The 15,882-nt window shown below is 72.7% G+C and carries 14 protein-coding genes; 6 read left to right on the forward strand and 8 right to left on the reverse strand.

Annotation, left to right across the window (positions count from 1 at the left end; genetic code table 11):
- Positions 1-206 precede the first annotated feature (206 nt).
- Complete coding sequence (locus tag AB0M92_RS34000; RefSeq protein WP_366106213.1) at positions 207-1,841, forward strand: sigma-70 family RNA polymerase sigma factor; 1,635 nt, start codon at positions 207-209, stop codon at positions 1,839-1,841.
- A gap of 24 nt (positions 1,842-1,865) precedes the next feature.
- Here the strand turns inward: AB0M92_RS34000 and AB0M92_RS34005 are convergent, their stop codons facing one another.
- From AB0M92_RS34005 to AB0M92_RS34040, 8 genes are all read right to left on the reverse strand, one after another.
- Positions 1,866-2,477, reverse strand: a complete 612-nt coding sequence (locus AB0M92_RS34005; protein WP_366106214.1) for a TetR/AcrR family transcriptional regulator — start codon at positions 2,475-2,477, stop codon at positions 1,866-1,868.
- Between the two features lie 120 nt (positions 2,478-2,597).
- Entirely contained in the window at positions 2,598-3,458 is an 861-nt protein-coding gene (locus tag AB0M92_RS34010) for a 3-hydroxybutyryl-CoA dehydrogenase (RefSeq protein WP_366106215.1), read from the reverse strand.
- A 91-nt stretch (positions 3,459-3,549) separates the two neighbouring features.
- Positions 3,550-4,722 carry an acyl-CoA dehydrogenase family protein gene (locus AB0M92_RS34015; protein WP_366106216.1) on the reverse strand — a complete coding sequence of 391 codons (1,173 nt, stop codon included), beginning with the start codon at positions 4,720-4,722 and terminating at the stop codon, positions 3,550-3,552.
- 84 nt (positions 4,723-4,806) lie between these two features.
- Positions 4,807-5,979, reverse strand: coding sequence for an acyl-CoA dehydrogenase family protein (locus AB0M92_RS34020; protein WP_366106217.1), 1,173 nt, complete (start codon positions 5,977-5,979; stop codon positions 4,807-4,809).
- Between the two features lie 52 nt (positions 5,980-6,031).
- Positions 6,032-8,137, reverse strand: a complete 2,106-nt coding sequence (locus AB0M92_RS34025; RefSeq protein WP_366106218.1) for an acetate--CoA ligase family protein — start codon at positions 8,135-8,137, stop codon at positions 6,032-6,034.
- A gap of 1 nt (position 8,138) precedes the next feature.
- Positions 8,139-8,330: a ferredoxin gene (locus AB0M92_RS34030; RefSeq protein WP_366106219.1), complete on the reverse strand. Its 192-nt coding sequence runs from the start codon at positions 8,328-8,330 to the stop codon at positions 8,139-8,141.
- The gene (locus AB0M92_RS34035; RefSeq protein ID WP_366106220.1) at positions 8,327-9,634 is read right to left on the reverse strand and encodes an NADH-ubiquinone oxidoreductase-F iron-sulfur binding region domain-containing protein; all 1,308 of its coding nucleotides are present in this window, start codon (positions 9,632-9,634) and stop codon (positions 8,327-8,329) included. The genes AB0M92_RS34030 and AB0M92_RS34035 overlap by 4 nt, the downstream gene beginning before the upstream one ends.
- Entirely contained in the window at positions 9,631-10,113 is a 483-nt protein-coding gene (locus AB0M92_RS34040) for a hypothetical protein (protein WP_366106221.1), read from the reverse strand. The genes AB0M92_RS34035 and AB0M92_RS34040 overlap by 4 nt, the downstream gene beginning before the upstream one ends.
- Before the next feature lie 435 nt (positions 10,114-10,548).
- Between AB0M92_RS34040 and AB0M92_RS34045 the strand changes: the two genes are divergently transcribed.
- The 5 genes from AB0M92_RS34045 to AB0M92_RS34065 all read left to right on the forward strand — a co-directional run bounded on the left by AB0M92_RS34045 (position 10,549) and on the right by AB0M92_RS34065 (position 15,866).
- Positions 10,549-11,712 (forward strand): aromatic ring-hydroxylating dioxygenase subunit alpha, encoded by a 1,164-nt coding sequence (locus AB0M92_RS34045; protein ID WP_366106222.1) that lies wholly within the window; start codon positions 10,549-10,551, stop codon positions 11,710-11,712.
- Between the two features lie 193 nt (positions 11,713-11,905).
- Entirely contained in the window at positions 11,906-13,036 is a 1,131-nt protein-coding gene (locus AB0M92_RS34050; RefSeq protein WP_366106223.1) for a spermidine/putrescine ABC transporter substrate-binding protein, read from the forward strand.
- 1 nt (position 13,037) lies between these two features.
- Positions 13,038-13,940 carry an ABC transporter permease gene (locus AB0M92_RS34055; protein WP_366106224.1) on the forward strand — a complete coding sequence of 301 codons (903 nt, stop codon included), beginning with the start codon at positions 13,038-13,040 and terminating at the stop codon, positions 13,938-13,940.
- Positions 13,937-14,755: an ABC transporter permease gene (locus AB0M92_RS34060; RefSeq protein WP_366106225.1), complete on the forward strand. Its 819-nt coding sequence runs from the start codon at positions 13,937-13,939 to the stop codon at positions 14,753-14,755. Before AB0M92_RS34055 ends, AB0M92_RS34060 begins: the two co-directional genes overlap by 4 nt.
- A gap of 4 nt (positions 14,756-14,759) precedes the next feature.
- The gene (locus tag AB0M92_RS34065) at positions 14,760-15,866 is read left to right on the forward strand and encodes an ABC transporter ATP-binding protein (protein ID WP_366106226.1); all 1,107 of its coding nucleotides are present in this window, start codon (positions 14,760-14,762) and stop codon (positions 15,864-15,866) included.
- Positions 15,867-15,882 lie beyond the last annotated feature (16 nt).

A 15,882-nucleotide genomic window follows, 5' to 3' on the forward strand; every position in this document is an offset into this window, starting at 1 on the left:
CGGTGTGGCCGCGACGCGGTCCCGCGACTTTGCCAAGCCTTTGCCGAAGTCGCGTCAGGGCGGACAGTATCGAAGCGCCCGGTTGCTCACAGGCCTTGAAAGCGTGCACACTTGCGCGAATTCCGGCCGGGCGCAGCGTCGCACCCCCACTGCCCACCTGCCTGGCATTCGCCGTGCCGGCCACCAGCAAATCAACGGGAGCAAGGTTGAGCACATCGGGAACTGCCCGCCGGCAGGACCTCCACGACCTCAGCGACGCACAGTTGTGCGCGCTGCTCCGCGAGCGCGACTCGGCGTCAGATGCCGATCTCAGCGACGTGATGGGCGAGGTGTTCGCCCGTCACCACGACGCGGTACTCGCCTACGCCCGCACCTGCTGCCGCGACCTGGCCACGGCCGGCGACCTGGCGGCCGAGGCCTTCGCCCGCACCTACCGGGCCGTCGCGTGGGGCACCGGCCCCGAGTACGTCTGGCGGCCGTACCTGCTGACCTGCGTGCGCCGGGTGGCGGCCGAATGGGCCCGCCGCGGCGCCCGCACACAGCTGTCGGCCGACTTCGACACGTGGGCCGCCGGCCTGGCCGGCGACCAGGACGTCGAGGACGTGACCCTGTCGGCGGAGGAGGGTTCGCTGGTGCTGCGGGCGTACCGGTCGCTGCCGGAGCGCTGGCAGGCCGTGCTGTGGCACGCGGTCGTCGAGGACGAGCCCGCGACCGAGACGGCCCGGCGCCTCGGGATATCGGCGGGAGGCGTCGGTTCGCTGGCGGCGCGCGCCCGCGAGGGCCTGCGTGAGGCCTACCTGCGCGCCCACTTGGACGAGAGCGTGAGCGACGAGTGCCGGCACTACGGCGGCATGCTCGCCGCCGCGCTCCGCCGACCGGGCAAGCGCGTCACCAGGGACCTGGGACGGCACCTTCGGGCGTGCGACGGCTGTGGGCGGGCCGAGCGCGATCTGCGAGCGGTCAACAACAGGCTGGGCGCGCTGCTGCCGGCCGGAATCCTGCTGTGGCACCCGGCCTCCTCCGCACTGACCGCCGGTGTGCACGGCGTCCATCACCTGGCAGCGGGCAAGGTGGTGGGGCTCAAGGTGGCCGCGGCGCGGTTCGGCGCACCGAAGTGGACCGCGGCGGCGGCCGTCGCGGGTACGACCCTCACCGCGTTCGTCCTGCTGCCGGCCGAGGACCGGACCGTGCGCGCCGCACCGGCGCCCACGGTCGCGAGCCCGAACCCGGGCCCGGTCTCGGAGGTCGACCCGTATCTGCTGCCGCGGCCGGCGGACTCGGCGCCACCCATCGTGACCATCGGCGCCCCCGTGTCGGCCGTCGCCGCCCCGACGGCTCCCGTCACTCCCCCGCCGTCCTCCGCGCCGCCCTCGCAGAGCCCCGCCCCCACCGGCCTGCCGTTGGTCAACACCGCCTCGGGGCTGTGCGTCGGCTTCGCCGGCAGGGGTTCCGAAGGGCCGTTGCAGCTCCAGCCGTGCACCGGCGAGGCCTCCCAGGGCTGGCAGCGCCTGCCGGCCGGGCCGGGCACGTACCAGTTCCGGAACACGGGCACCGGGAGCTGCCTCGACGGCACCACCGCCGGCGGGAACGCCGTCGACGTCGTCCTGCGGGCCTGCCGCTCGGGCCCCGGCCGTGAGACGCAGCTCTGGAAGTCCGAGTCGGTCGGACGCTCCGGCGCCTTCCGGCTCTGGTTCGTGCCACGGGTCCAGAAGAGCGACTACCCCGACCACCTGCTGGGCCCGTGGAACTGGCCCAAGAACGATCCCCCGCGCCAAGGTTCGCGGCTGGTCCAACTGCCCAATTACTACGCGTCCGTCAATTTCCTCTTCACCCTGGGATGACGACCGCGCGCGGGGTGAGACCTCTCACACCTCCGGAAAGTCCGGGGTGGTCCCGAGGGCGGGGGCGACGGCCCGCCAGATGGCCGAGCGGGCCGTGGCGAGGTCGACCCGGGGGTCGTCCAGCATCAGGCGGATCCCGAGACCGTCACAGAGGGCCATGATCAGCGTGCTGACCGCGGTGACGTCGCACTCGGTGAACTCGCCCGACCGGATGCCCCGTTCGATGGCTGCGCCCACCCAGGCGTGGAGCTGGTCGTACAGGTCCACGGCGAGGTGACGGGCCGTCTGGTCACGCTGCGCGCGCACCCACAGCTCCTGCCAGAGCTTCCAGTCCTGGCGCAGGTCCGCGTCGCTCGGCAGCATGCTGCGCAGGATGCGGGCCAGGACGACCGCGGCCGGGGTCGTGTCGCCCCCGTCCTCGGCGTCCGTGCCGGTCTGGGCGAAGGAATGCGTCATGGCCTCGGCGAAGAGCTTCTCGCGGGTGTCGAAGTGGTAGTGCAGCAACGCCTTCGAAACCCCGGCGTGTTCGGCGACCTTGCGCATGCTGACGTTCTCGAAGCCGATGTCGGCGATGACTTCGCACGCGGCTTTGAGGATGCGCTCGCGCGTCTCCAGTGCACGCTCGGCCTTGGTCACGTTGGCTACTCCCCGTGTCGGCGCCCGCAGGGCGGGTGGGTGGTCGGGTCCGGCTGCCGGCCGCCAGACCCTCATCCTCGCGCATCGGGCCCCCCGGTTCCGGCCGTCGGGGCGCTCCGGTCAGCGGTAGACGTGGAAGCCCCGGCCGGTCTTGCGGCCGAGCAGGCCCGCGTCCACCATCCGGGCGAGCAGCGGCGGCGGGGCGTACAGCGGCTCCCTGTACTCCGCGTACAGGGATTGCGCGATGGCCTGTACGGTGTCCAGCCCGATGAGGTCCGCCAGCGCGAGCGGCCCCAGCGGGTGGGCGCAGCCGAGGGTCATGCCCCGGTCGATGTCCTCGGCGGAGGCGGTCCGGGACTCCGCCATCCGCACCGCGGCCAGCAGGTACGGCACGAGGAGCGCGTTCACGATGAAGCCGGCCCGGTCCTGGGCGCGGACGACGTGCTTGCCCAGGACCTCGGAGGCGAAGGCGTGGGCCCGCCGGGCGGTCCCCTCGTCGGTGACCAGCGAGGGCACCAGCTCGACCAGGGGGAGCACGGGAACGGGATTGAAGAAGTGGAGTCCGACCACTTGGCCGGGCCGCGAAGTGGCGGCCGCGAGCCGGATGACGGGTATCGAGGAGGTGTTCGTGGCCAGCACGGCGTCCCGGCGCTCCACCACCGAGTCGAGCCGGGCGAACACCTCCAGCTTGGCCCGCTCGTCCTCCGCCACCGCCTCGACCACGAGGTCCCGGTCCGCCAGCCGGGCCATGTCCGTGGTCACGGTGATCCGGCCGGCGGCGGCATCGCGTTCGGCCGCGGTCAGTTTCCCGGTGTCGGCGGCGCGCGCCAGGGAGCGCGTGATCCGCTTCAGGCCCGCCTGCGCGGCCGTCCCGCTCGTCTCCACCACCACGACCTCGCGGCCCGCGCGGGCGCAGACCTCGGCGATGCCGGATCCCATCAGGCCGCAGCCCACGATCCCGACCCGTTCCACACCGGACATCGGTTCTCCCTTCACATGCAGGATTGGTGCCGTACGCGGGGCGGTCCGGGCCATGCTCCCGACCAGGCTCCTGGCCCGGACCGCCGTACGGTCAGACGGAGGACGGCATGTGCAGCACGCCGGTGCCGCGCTTGACGAGTTCACCGGCGATGATCAGGCGCTGGATCTCGGAGGTGCCCTCCCAGATGCGGTCGACGCGCAGTTCGCGGTAGAGCCGCTCGACGGGGTACGAGCGGTCGTAGCCGCGGCCGCCGAAGATCTGCAGGCAGCGGTCGATGACGCGGCCGGAGGCCTCGCTCGCCGCCAGCTTGGCGATGGCCGCCTTGGCGTGCAGCGTCTTGCGGTCGGACAGGCCCTCGTCGACCTCCCAGGCCACCTGGTGCGTGTAGGCCCGGTTGACGGCGATGTCGACCGCGCAGTCGGCGAGCATGCCCTGGATCAGCTGGAAGTCCGCGATGGGCGAGCCGAACTGACGGCGCTCCACCGCCCAGTCCCGGGCGAGCTCCAGGGCCCGTTCGGCGGCGCCGATCGTCCGGGCGGCGATCATCAGGCGTTCCTCGGTGAACCAGGAGCGCGTGATGTCGTAGCCGTTGCCCACCTCCCCCAGGACGGCGTCCTCGGGCACGCGCACGTCGGTGAAGGTGAACTCGGGGTGCTCGTAGACGAAGGTGTGCATCCAGCGCGGCACCCGGGTCATCTCGATCCCCGGGGTGTCCTTGTCCACGAGGAACAGCGTCGGGGCGCCCTCCTCCCCGGCGGCGGCGAGCACGATCATGAAGTCCGCGTGGTCGCCCACGGTGACGAACCACTTCTCGCCGTTGAGCACCCAGCCGTCTCCGGTCCGCGTCGCCGTGGTCCGCACGCTCTGCGGGTCCGATCCCGCCTCGGGCTCGCTCACCGCGTAGCAGTCGCGCCGCTGACCCCGGATGACGGGGACGAGGTAGCGCTCCCGCTGCTCGGGCGTGCAGTAGGACAGGGCGTTGGCCGGGCGCCACACCATGTCCCAGAGGGCGCCGGTCAGCCGTCCGAGCTCCGCCTGGACGGTGACCTGTTCCAGGATGGTGAGCCCGGCGCCGCCCCATTCCGCCGGCATGTTGACGGCTTGCAGGCCGCTGTCGAGGACCGCGTCGCGGATCTCGGTGTGGGCGTGCGGGGGCAGGCCGTTGTTCTCCTCGCAGTCGGCCTCGTACTTCATGATGAAGTCGGTGAGCGCGCGCGCCGAGCCCTTGAGCTCTTCCTGACGGGCGGTGAGGCGAAAGTCCATGTCACTCCTCTTCGATCGCTGAACGGCGGTACGGCGGTACGGCGGTACGGGGTACGGGGATACGGGGTAAGGGGATACGGGGGCTCAGGCGCCGGGCAGCGCGAGGGCGCGGGTGCCGCGCTTGACGAGCTCGTTGGCGATGATCAGGCGCTGGATCTCGGAGGTGCCCTCCCAGATCCGGTCGACGCGCAGTTCGCGGTACATCCGCTCGACGGGGTACGAGCGGTCGTAGCCGCGGCCGCCGAAGATCTGTACGCAGCGGTCGATGACCCGCCCGGCGGCCTCGCTCGCCGCGAGCTTCGCCGTCGACGCCTTGGCGTGCAGGGTCTTGCGGTCGGTGTGCGGCTGATCGGCCTCCCAGGCGACCTGGTGGGTGTAGGCCCGGTTGACGGCGATGTCGACCGCGCAGTCGGCGAGCATGCCCTGGATCAGCTGGAAGTCCGCGATGGGCGAGCCGAACTGACGGCGCTGCACCGCCCAGTCCCGGGCGAGCTCCAGGGCCCGTTCGGCGGCGCCGACGGTTCGGGCGGCGATCATCAGCCGCTCGTCGGTGAACCACTCCTTGGTCAGCTCGTAGCCGTTGCCGACACCGCCGAGCACGTCCTCGTCGGGGACGAAGACGTCGGTGAAGGTGAACTCGGGGTGCCCGTTCACCGCGGAGTGCATGAAGCGGGGCACGCGGGTCATCTCGACGCCCGCCGCCTGCTTGTCCACGAAGAAGAGGGTCGCGGCCCGCTCCGGACCGGCGTCGGCCTGCACCAGCAGGAAGTCGGCGATGTCCCCGCAGGTCACGAACCACTTCTCGCCGCTCACGAGCCAGCCGCCGTCGGTACGGACCGCCGTGCTGGTGCACGAGCCCGGGTCGGAGCCCGCGCCGGGCTCGGTCACGGCGAACGCGTCGAACCGTTCGCCCCGGATGACGGGGAGCAGGTACTTCTCCCGCTGCGCCTCGGTCCCGTGGGCCAGGACGTTGGCGGGTCGCCAGGGGATGTCCCACAGGCAGTTGGTGACCTTGCCGAACTCCTCCTCGACGATGACCTGGTCCAGCAGGGAGAGTCCGGCCCCGCCCCATTCGGCGGGCATGTTGATGGCGTAGACGCCCGCCTCGATGGCGGCGCGGGTCAGCTCGCGGACGGTGTCGGCGGGGAGCGGACCGCCGGCCTCCTCGGACTGGTCCTCGTACCTCATCAGGAGCCGCGTGTAGGCGGCGGCTCGGGCCTTGAGATCGGCCTGCTCGGGCGTGTAGCGGAAGTCCATGGTGTTCTCCGGGGCACGAAGGGGATGAGACGGGTGTACGGGGGCTCGGCACTCAGAGCAGGACGGCTCGCGCGTCCAGGGCGACGGCCCCGTCCGGGCGCACCAGCAGCGGGTTGACCTCCAGCTCGGCGATCTCCGGATGCGCGGCGGCGACCGTGGTGACGCGCTCGATCACGGCGGCAGCCGCGGCCACGTCCACGGCCGGCCGGCCGCGTACGCCCGCCAGGAGGGCGGCGGTCCGCAGGCCGCGGAGCAGTTCCTCGGCGCGCCGGGCCGGTACGGGCGCGAGCGAGAAGGCGACGTCGCGCAGGGTCTCGGTGAGGACCCCGCCGAGTCCTACCATCGCCACGGGCCCGAACCGCGGATCGCGGTTCACGCCCACGATCAGCTCGATGCCGTCCGTCAGGTCGGCCATCGCCTCGACCGAGTACGAGGACGCGCCGAGCCGGGCGTGCATGTCCCGGTAGGCGGTGAGGAGCGCGTCCGCGTCGGCCAGCCGCAGCACGACGCCGCCCGCGTCGGACTTGTGCAGGAGGTGCAGGGCCTTCAGGACGTACGGGCCCTCGAACTCCGCCGCCGCGGCCAGCAGTCCGGCCTCGTCGGTGATCTCGCGGGCGGGCGGGAACGGCACGCCGGCGGAGTCGAGCAGCGCCCGCACCCCGTGGTAGCCCGCGTCCCGCAGCGGCTCGGCGGGCGCCGGCAGCGCGGGGAGCCCGGGCGTGCCGGCGGCCCCCCGGACGGTCATCGCCGCCAGCGCGCGGGCGGCGTCCTCGGTCGAGGCGAACACCGGTATCCCGGCACCGGCCAGGATCCGGCAGCTCGGCGACTGCGGGTACATCGACTGCACGACGAGGGGCTTCGGCGCGGCCGCGAGGTGCGTGACGATCGTGCGGGCGGCCCGCTGTTCGCCCTGCGCGAGGAGGGACCCTCCGTCCGGAACGCCGGCCCCACCGCCGGTCGAGCCGCCTGCCGCACCGCCGCCCAGGCCGCCGTCGGAGGCGGCGTAGCCGCCGAAGTAGCCGGTCATCAGGACGGCGTCGACCTCGTCTGCGGCCAGCAGTTCCGCGACCGTGTCGGCGTACGAGAGGGGGTTCTGCTCGCCCATCCCGGCCAGGTCGACCGGGTTGCCGACCGCGGACTGCTCCCACAGCACGGCCCGCAGCCGCTCCTGTGCCCGCGCGCCGAGTTCCGGCACGTCGAGCCCGGCGTCCTCGGCGGCGTCGGCCGCGATGGCGCCGTGGCCGCCGCCGTCGGTGAAGACCGCGGCACGCCGGCCGCTCGTACGGGGACCCGCGCTCAGCGCGGCCAGGACGACCGTCATCTCCCGCGGCGTGTGGACGAGTTCGACACCCGCGTCGCGGCAGGCGGCGGCCACCACGTCCGCCGAGGTGGTCAGCGCCCCGGTGTGGGACTGGGCGCTGCGGGCGGAGGCGGTGCCCCGGCCCGCCGAGAGCAGCACGACCGGCTTGCCGGCCGCCGCGGCGGCCCGGGCGAAGGCCCGGCCGTCTCCGAAGTCCTCGGCGTACACGGCGATCGCCGCGGTGGCCTCGTGGCGGGCGCAGTCCTCGACGAGGTCGACGAGGGTGACGTCGGCCTGGTTGCCGAGGGAGACGAAGCGGGAGAAGCCCAGGCCGTGCGGGGCGGCGCGGAGCTGGAGTTCGAGGGCGAGATTGCCGCTCTGGCTCAGCAGGGCGACGCCGCCGGGTGCGAAGCGGTCGGAGGCGAGGTACAGCTCGGTCGTGTTGTCCGCGATGCCGAGGCAGTTGGGGCCGACGAGCACGGCTCCGGCGGCGCGCACGCGGGCGGCGACCGCCTGCTGGCGGGCCAGTCCCTCGGGTCCCGCCTCGGCGAAGCCGGCGGTGATGCCGACGATCGCCTTCGCCCCGCAGGCCAGGGCCTCGTCGACGGCGGCTTCGAAGCCCGCGCCGGGAACGGAGATCACCACGAGTTCGACGGGTTCGCCGATCGCGACGAGGGAGGGGGCCGCGGCTTTGCCGAGGACGGTGCCGCCGCGCCGGTTCACGAGGTGGACGGGCCTGCGGGCCGGGGCCCGCAGCGCCTGGGAGGCCACGGCGTGCCCGTACTTCGCCGGATCGTCGCTGGCGCCGACCACGGCGACCGAACCGGGGTCGAACAGTGCGGTCAGGTCACGTCCCATGTCACTTCTCCACTCGGAGGGCCGCGTTGGGGCAGCTGTCGGCGCAGGCGCGTGCGGCTTCCTCCGCGGCGGGCTCGACGGCGAGGGCGATGAGCTTCGCGTAGCCCCATTCGTCGAGCTCGACGAGTTCGGGGGCGTGTTCCTGGCACAGTCCGTAGCCCTGGCAGCGGGTGGAGTCCAGCAGGAGTTTCACGGCGTTCCTTTCAGCGCGGGCAGCGCGATGCGGTCGGAGGGCACGTCGTAGGGCGCGTCCGAGACCTCCGGTACGGCGACGGCGAGGCGTCCGGAGCCGGCCGCGGGCAGGTCGGCGGCGCAGGCGGGGCAGGCCGCGCCGAGGTGGGAGGGGAGGGCGCCGGGGAAGGCGCGCAAGAGGCTGCCGGCGGTGCCGGCCGCGGCGTCGAGGAGGCCGCACGCGCCTCTCCCGGGCAGGCCCTGCGCCCAGCGGGTCAGGTTCGCGAGGGTGTCGGGCCCGGCCGTGCCCGCGGCGAGCTCCCTGAGGGCGCCGTGGACCGCCGCGGTGCCCGTGACGCAGACCCCGCACTGCCGTGCGCTCTCGGCCGCGAGGTGGCCGACGGCTTCGGCGGCGGCGGTCACCGGGCAGGTGCCGGCGGCGAGGAAGCGGATCGCTCCGCAGCCCAGTGCGGTGCCCGCCGCGGCGAGCGCGCCGGGTTCGAGGGGAAGGTCCAGGCCCCGGGCGTCGACGAGTCCCCCGAACAGCCCGCCCATCAGGGCCCCGGCGGCATCCGGGGTGCCGTGGGCGGCCGCCAGGGTGCGCAGGGGGACGCCGTACGGGATTTCGGTGAGCAGCGGGGTGCCGCTCCCGCCGGAGAGCGTCACCAGCGTGGAGCGGGCGATCCGCTGCCGCAGTCCGGGCCGGGCGGCGGTCAGGGCGATGCGGGCGAGCGTCTCGACGTTGGAGACCAGGGTGGGCGCGCCGCCGACGCCGCGTTCGAAGGGACGGGGGGGCTTGGCGGTGGGCAGGGCCGGGCCGCCGTCGATCCTGCGGACCACCGCGGATTCCTCGCCGGCCACGTAGGTGCGGTCGGTCTCGATCACCTCGATGGGCAGGGGCGGCGGGTGCTCGGCGAGGGCCCGGCGTACGCGGGCCCCCGCTCGCGGGTCGGAGAGGTAGACGTATCCGCGTGTGGCCCCGGTCATCGCGGCGGCGCGGGCGAGGCCGTCGAGCACCAGGTGGGGCCGGGCCCGGAGCAGCCAGCGGTCCTTGACCGAACCCGGCTCGCCCTCCTCGCCGTTGGCGACCACGACCGGGACGCCGCCGCCCTCGCGCACGGTGCGCAGTTTGACGGCGACGGGGAATCCGGCCCCGCCGCGGCCGCGCAGGCCGCAGGCGTCGAGGTGGCTCAGCAGTTCGTCGGGGCGGATCGCGCTCCGGTATCCGCCGGTGGCGCGGTACGCCCCGGCGGTTTCCGTCACGTCCGGTCGCGCTCCGAGTACGGAGTCCGGCGGCTGCGCCGTCGGGAGTCGGATCGCGGTCATCGGCTGCCTCCTGTCCGGGTGGGGGTGCGCAGGGTGCGTACGGCGTTCTCCAGCGCGGTACGGTCCTCGGCGGTGCGGCCGTATCCGGCGCCCGGGAGGCCGATGAGCATGCGGTGGTGGTCGAGGACCACCTCCGCGGCGAGCAGGGCGGCCGCCCGGTCGCCCGGTCGTGAGCCCTCGGCCACGGAGGTCACCAGGTCGGTGACCTCGGCCAGGTAGCGGAGCCAGCCGTGCCGGCTGCCCCGCAGGACCAGGCGCTCCACGCGCCGCCGTTCGGCGGCCGCCAGTTCCGTGGCCGCCGGTTCCACGGGCGTCTCCCCGGGGGATTCCCCGGGCGTCTTCCCGGCCGGCGCCCGAGCCCCGGGTGGGGGTGATGGCGAAGCCGGGGAGGAGGCGCGCAGGGCGGCGACCGCCACGGGCAGTTCCCGCTCCGGTTCGGGGGTGAGGCCGAGCCAGTCCAGACGCCGACGACCGCTCATACGTGCCTCCGGGAGGGGTGGGGTGCCGGGACGGGACGGCGCCGGGCGGGCCGGGCATGGGGGGGAGGCCCGGGAATCGCCGAAGGGGCGCCGAATCGTGCGGCGGAACGGGGGGTGCGGGCCCGGGCTGATGCCGGGGCGGGCAGGGCTGCTCCGGCCCGGGGAACAGGGCGGATGCGCGGCGGCGCCGGGAGCAGCGACGGGTGACACGTTGGCTGACCGACCGGTCAGCGACAGCAATCACGCTAGCTGACCGATCGGTCAGCCCACAAGTCTTGACCCGGCGGAAATGAGCCAGCAATCTGGCTGTCCAATCGGTCAGCGAGGTCGCGGCGTCCGCCGTACCTCACCCTGCCCGCAGCCGGGTCGCCTCGACACGATCGCTGACACCGATCGCCGACACCGATCGCCGCACGTACGGCAAGGAGTCACCCGATGCAGCACAGAGCCCCCGAAGAAACACCGATCGGCCCGCCCGGCCAGGACTCTCCCGGGCCCGCCCTGTCAGCCCGCTACTACACCGATCCCGAGACGGGCGCCGCCGAGATGCGGCACGTCTTCGGCAAGTCCTGGCAGCTCGTCTGCCACGAATCCGACCTCCCGGGCCCGGGAGCCCGGCTGGCCGCCACGGTGGCGGACCGGGAGGTCCTGGTCGTCCGCACGGAGGACGGCGGCCTGGCCGCCCACCTCAACGTGTGCCGCCACCGCGGGACCCGCCTGGTGACCGCCCCGGAACCGGCCGGCAAGGCGATCCGCTGCCCGTACCACGGCTGGACGTACCGGCTCGACGGAAGCCTGGTCGGCGCCCCGGAGGCACGGCAGATCCCCTGCCTCGACAAGCCGAGCCTCGGCCTGTTCCCGGCCCGGGTCGAGTCCTTCCTCGGCTTCGTCTTCGTCAACCTCGACCCCGGGGCCGTACCGCTGGCGAAGAGTTGCGCGGGCCTCGCCGAGGCCGTCGGCCACTACGCCGGAGCCGATCTGGTCCCGGTCGGCCGCGCCCGTATCTACGACCTGGCGGGCGCCGAAGTGCAGGAAGCCAACTGGAAGGTGGCGGTCGACAACTACCTGGAGGGCTACCACGTCCCGGTGGCGCATCCCGGGCTGATGCGCCTGCTCGACTACCAGGGCTACACCTGCGACATCGAGGAGTCCTACGCCCTGTTCGCCTCGCCGCTGCGGGACAAACCCTCCTCCAACTGGCCCGAACGCCTCTACCAGCGCATCGCCGCCCCGATGCCGGGCCTCGCCGAGGCCGACCGCAGGGTCTGGCGGTACGCGGTGATCTACCCCAACACCCTCATCGACTTCTACCCCGACCACGTCCTCGCGTGGACGGCGATCCCGACGGCGGTGGACCGGGTGGCCGTACCCGGCGCGTTCTACACCCGGCGCGGCACCAGCCTGCGCACCCGGCTGGCCCGGCGCCTGAACATCCACATCGGCTGGATCACCAATGACGAGGACGCCGAGCTGGTCTCCCGCGTCCAGAAGGGGCTCTCCACCCCCGGGTTCGAGCCCGGACCCCTGTCGCGCCGCGAGTCGGCGGTCGGCTGGTTCGCCGGCCGCATCCGCGAGGACCTCGACGCCGCCGGGCTGTGAACCGCTCCCGCTGAAGGCGCGCCGTCCGCGCGGGCACCACGGCACCACCGCGCCCCGCACCGCCGCGCCCACCGTACGACCGCCGGACCGTACGGCCTCCCACCGTACGACGGCCCACCGTACGACCTCCCCCGCCGCTGTTCCCCTTCCCGCCGTCCCCCCACGGCAGCGGGCCCCTACGGAGAGGACCCCGATGTCCCCCGAGGCACTTCCCCTGACCAGACGCTCCTTCCTCCGCGCAGGCACCACCGCGGCCCTCGCCCTCTCGGCGGCCGGCTGCGGGTTCGCATCCGAGGGCGACCCGGCCTCGGCAGCGGCCGCGCACACGCCGATCGACGTCAAGGTCGACGGCGACCTCGTCTACTTCAACTGGGCCGACTTCGTCGATCCGGCCGTCTTCGAAGGATTCCAGAAGGAGTACGGGGTCAAGGTCGTCCAGTCGAACTTCGACTCCATGGAGGGCATGGCCGCCAAGCTCAACGCGGGCAACCGCTACGACATCATCTTCCCCACGGCGAAGTGGTCGCAGCGCCTCGCCGCCGGCGGCAGGCTGCGCACCATCGACCACGGCCGGCTGAAGAACGCCGAGGCGGTGTTCGGCGGTTACGGCTACTTCGCCGACCCCTGGTACGACCCCGGCTCCGCGCACACCGTCCCCTTCACCATGTACAAGACCGGCATCGGATGGCGCCGCGACCGCCTCGGGGACCTCACGGGCTCCTGGAGCGACCTGTGGAACGAGCAGGCCAAGGGCAAGGTCTTCGTACTCGACGACCGGGACGAGGTGCTCGGCATGGGCGCGCTCAAGCTCGGACTCGGACTCTCCACCGGCGACCCGGCCGAACTCGACCGCGTCACCGACACCCTGCGCTCGCTGCGCCCCCGGCTGCGCGGCTTCTCCAGCGACAGCTACAACAACCTGCTCAACGGCAACGCCGACATGACGCAGGCCTGGAGCGGGGACATGGCCGCGATGCTCGCCCAGGCCGAGGACCCCTCGGTCTTCGGCTTCGAGGTCGCCCGGGAGGGCGCCCCCGTCAACTCCGACTGCTACGCCATACCCGCCAACGCCCAGCACCCCGGAACGGCGATGCTCTTCATCGACTACATGCTCCGCCCGGAGAACGTGAAGAAGAACATCGAGTACATCGGCTACCCGATGCCGGTGCGCGGCACCGAGGACACCTACGCCGCACTCGTGGAGCCGTTCCCCCAGTGTCTGGTGACCGCCGAGGACCTCGGGGCCGACCTCTTCTACCGCAACGGCACCACGACGGGCGAGCGGGCCCGCGACGCCGCCTGGACCGACGTGAAGGCCGGCTGACATGACACGACGCACACCGTCCGGGGCGGGCCGCCCGGACCCGGGGCCGTCCGCGGCGGGGGCGCGCCTGTGGACCTGGCTGATGCTCCCCGGCACCCTGTGGATGACCGGCTTCCTGCTCGCCTCCCTCGTCCTGGTGGCCACCCTCGCGTTCGGCACCACCGACCCGCTGGGGAACCCGCGCTTCGGACTCAACTTCGACAACATCGCCACGCTGGCCGACCCGGCCTACCGCACCGTCCTGTTGCGCTCGCTCGGCTACGCACTCGTCACCTGCGCCATCTGCCTGCTGGTGGCCTATCCGGTCGCCTACACCATCGCGCTGCACGGCGGGCGCTTCAAGAACGCGCTGATCGCCGCGATCGTCGTCCCCTTCTTCGCCAACTACCTGGTGCGGATGTACGGCTGGTCCGTCGTCCTCTCCGACGACGGACCGCTGCTGCGGGCCCTTCGCGCGGTGGGGATCGCCGACGAAAACACCAAGATCCTCCAGACCGGCGCGGGCGTCATCGCCGGACTCGTCTACGGATTCATCGTATTCATGATCATCCCGCTGTACGCGGCCCTGGAACGGATGGACACCTCGCTCATCGAGGCCGGACGCGACCTCTACGGCGGCCCCTTGAGGACCTTCCTCTTCGTCACCGTGCCCGCGACCCGGCAGGGCGCCGCCGCCGGCTGCGTCCTCGTCTTCCTGCCCGCCATGGGCGACTTCGTCAGCGCCCAGCTCATGGGAGGACCCGACCAGATCATGATCGGCAACTTGATCCAGGACAAGTTCTTCCAGGGCCAGAACTGGCCGCTCGGCTCGGCCCTGACCATGCTGCTGATGGCGGTCCTGTTCCTCGGGATGCTCGGCTACCTGCGGCGCACCCGCAAGGACGAGGCGGAGGCGGCCCGATGACCCGGCGCGCCGAGCGGCGGCCCCGCTTCGCGATCGCGGTCACGGTGGTCTTCTTCGCGCTCCTCTACCTCCCCGTGGGCGTCGTCGTCCTGTTCTCCTTCAACGCGCAGAAGTCCCTCACCGTCTTCCACGGGCTGAGCCTGCGGTGGTACGAGGCCTTCTTCCACGACGACGTACTGCTCGACTCGCTCGGCATGAGCCTGCGGGTATCGCTGGTCGCCATGGCCGGCTCACTGGTCCTCGGCGTGGCCCTCGCGCTCGGGCTGGTCCGCGCGCGCAGCAGGCTCGGCTCCTTCGCCGGTCTGGTGATGCTCGTCCCGCTGATCACCCCGGAGATCGTCACCGGCGTCGCGGCGATGCTCCTCTTCAAGGGCACGGGCATCACGCTGTCCACCGGCACCGTGATGCTCGCCGAGATCACGTTCTCCATCTCGTACGTGACGGTGATCCTGCGCTCCCGCATCGCCGCCCTGAACCCCGAGGTGGAAGAGGCGGCCATGGACCTCGGCGCCACCCGCCGGCAGGCGTTGCGCCTGGTGACGCTGCCCGCGCTGCTCCCCAGCATCCTGGCCTCGGCCGTCCTGATCTTCGCCCTCGTCTTCGACGACTTCGTCCTCGCCTACTTCACCACGGGCGTCGATCCGCAGCCGCTGTCCGTACGCATCTACTCGGCGATCCGGTTCGGCGTGCAACCCACCATCAACGCCGTCGGCACCCTGATGCTCCTCGGATCCGTGGCGCTCATCGTCCTCGCCCTCGCCATCCCGCGCCTGTTCGGCCGTCGCGGCGGCCTCGATCTGCTCTCCGGGAAGTGACCCCATGCAGCACCCTCCCCGTCCCCCGCACGCACGCCCCCACCCCGCGGTCCGGCTCGACCACGTCGGCAAGCGCTACGCCGGCGCCGCCGACGCGTACGCCGTCCGCGACGTCACCCTCGACATCGCACCGGGCGAGTTCTTCTCCCTCCTGGGCCCCTCCGGCTGTGGAAAGACCACCCTGCTGCGGATGATCGGCGGATTCGCCGATCCCACGCAGGGCAGCGTCCTGCTCGACGGCGAGGACGTCACCGGGCTGCCTCCCGACAAGCGCAACGTCAACACCGTCTTCCAGAGCTACGCACTCTTCGACCACCTCTCGCTCGCGGACAACGTGGCCTTCGGCCTCAAACGCAAGGGCGTGGCCCGCGCCGAGATCCGCGAGCGCGTCGCCGGCATGCTCGACCTCGTACAGCTGGGGCACCTCGCCGCACGCAAGCCGCCCACGCTCTCCGGCGGCCAGCGCCAGCGCGTGGCCCTCGCCCGCGCCCTGGTCAACCGCCCCCAGGTGCTGCTGCTGGACGAGCCACTGGCCGCCCTCGACCTGAAACTGCGCCGCCAGATGCAGGTCGAACTCAAGCAGATCCAGCGCGAGGTCGGCATCACCTTCGTCTTCGTCACCCACGACCAGGACGAGGCGCTGACCATGTCGGACCGCATCGCGGTCATGAACGAGGGCCGCATCGAGCAGTGCGGCACGCCGGAGGACGTGTACGAGCGCCCCGCCGGCACCTTCACGGCCTCGTTCATGGGCACCTCGAACCTCGTCCCCGGTACCTACCGCTCCGGCGAGGTCCACCTGGACCAGGGCCCCTCGCTGCCCGTCGGCCTTCGGTCCGCGGTCCCCGACGGCACCGCCGTCAGCCTCTCGATCCGGCCCGAGAAGATCTGGCTCTCCGACTTCGAACCGGGCATGGCCCGGGTGGGCGGAGTCGTGCGCGAGACCGTCTACTGCGGTGCGACCACCACCTACCTCATCGAGCTGGCGCCGGGCGTGACGGTGTCCGTGCTGGAACAGAACACCGACCGCTCCCGCATGGAGGACCGCTGGAGCGGCGGCGAGCAGGTCGAGATCGGCTGGAGGCCCGAACACTGCCTGGTCCTCGACTGACCCCTCCGGGCCGCCG

This window comes from Streptomyces sp. NPDC051582 (assembly GCF_040681715.1).
GTDB lineage: Bacteria > Actinomycetota > Actinomycetes > Streptomycetales > Streptomycetaceae > Streptomyces.

What these genes read in the sequence shown, in the direction of transcription:
- AB0M92_RS34010 (WP_366106215.1), bottom strand. Translation starts at nt 3,458, where the DNA reads ATGTCCGGTGTGGAACGGGTCGGGATCGTGGGCTGCGGCCTGATGGGA.
- AB0M92_RS34015 (WP_366106216.1), bottom strand. Translation starts at nt 4,722, where the DNA reads ATGGACTTTCGCCTCACCGCCCGTCAGGAAGAGCTCAAGGGCTCGGCG.
- AB0M92_RS34020 (WP_366106217.1), bottom strand. Translation starts at nt 5,979, where the DNA reads ATGGACTTCCGCTACACGCCCGAGCAGGCCGATCTCAAGGCCCGAGCC.
- AB0M92_RS34025 (WP_366106218.1), bottom strand. Translation starts at nt 8,137, where the DNA reads ATGGGACGTGACCTGACCGCACTGTTCGACCCCGGTTCGGTCGCCGTG.
- AB0M92_RS34035 (WP_366106220.1), bottom strand. Translation starts at nt 9,634, where the DNA reads ATGACCGCGATCCGACTCCCGACGGCGCAGCCGCCGGACTCCGTACTC.
- AB0M92_RS34040 (WP_366106221.1), bottom strand. Translation starts at nt 10,113, where the DNA reads ATGAGCGGTCGTCGGCGTCTGGACTGGCTCGGCCTCACCCCCGAACCG.
- AB0M92_RS34045 (WP_366106222.1), top strand. Translation starts at nt 10,549, where the DNA reads ATGCAGCACAGAGCCCCCGAAGAAACACCGATCGGCCCGCCCGGCCAG.
- AB0M92_RS34050 (WP_366106223.1), top strand. Translation starts at nt 11,906, where the DNA reads ATGTCCCCCGAGGCACTTCCCCTGACCAGACGCTCCTTCCTCCGCGCA.
- AB0M92_RS34055 (WP_366106224.1), top strand. Translation starts at nt 13,038, where the DNA reads ATGACACGACGCACACCGTCCGGGGCGGGCCGCCCGGACCCGGGGCCG.
- AB0M92_RS34060 (WP_366106225.1), top strand. Translation starts at nt 13,937, where the DNA reads ATGACCCGGCGCGCCGAGCGGCGGCCCCGCTTCGCGATCGCGGTCACG.
- AB0M92_RS34065 (WP_366106226.1), top strand. Translation starts at nt 14,760, where the DNA reads ATGCAGCACCCTCCCCGTCCCCCGCACGCACGCCCCCACCCCGCGGTC.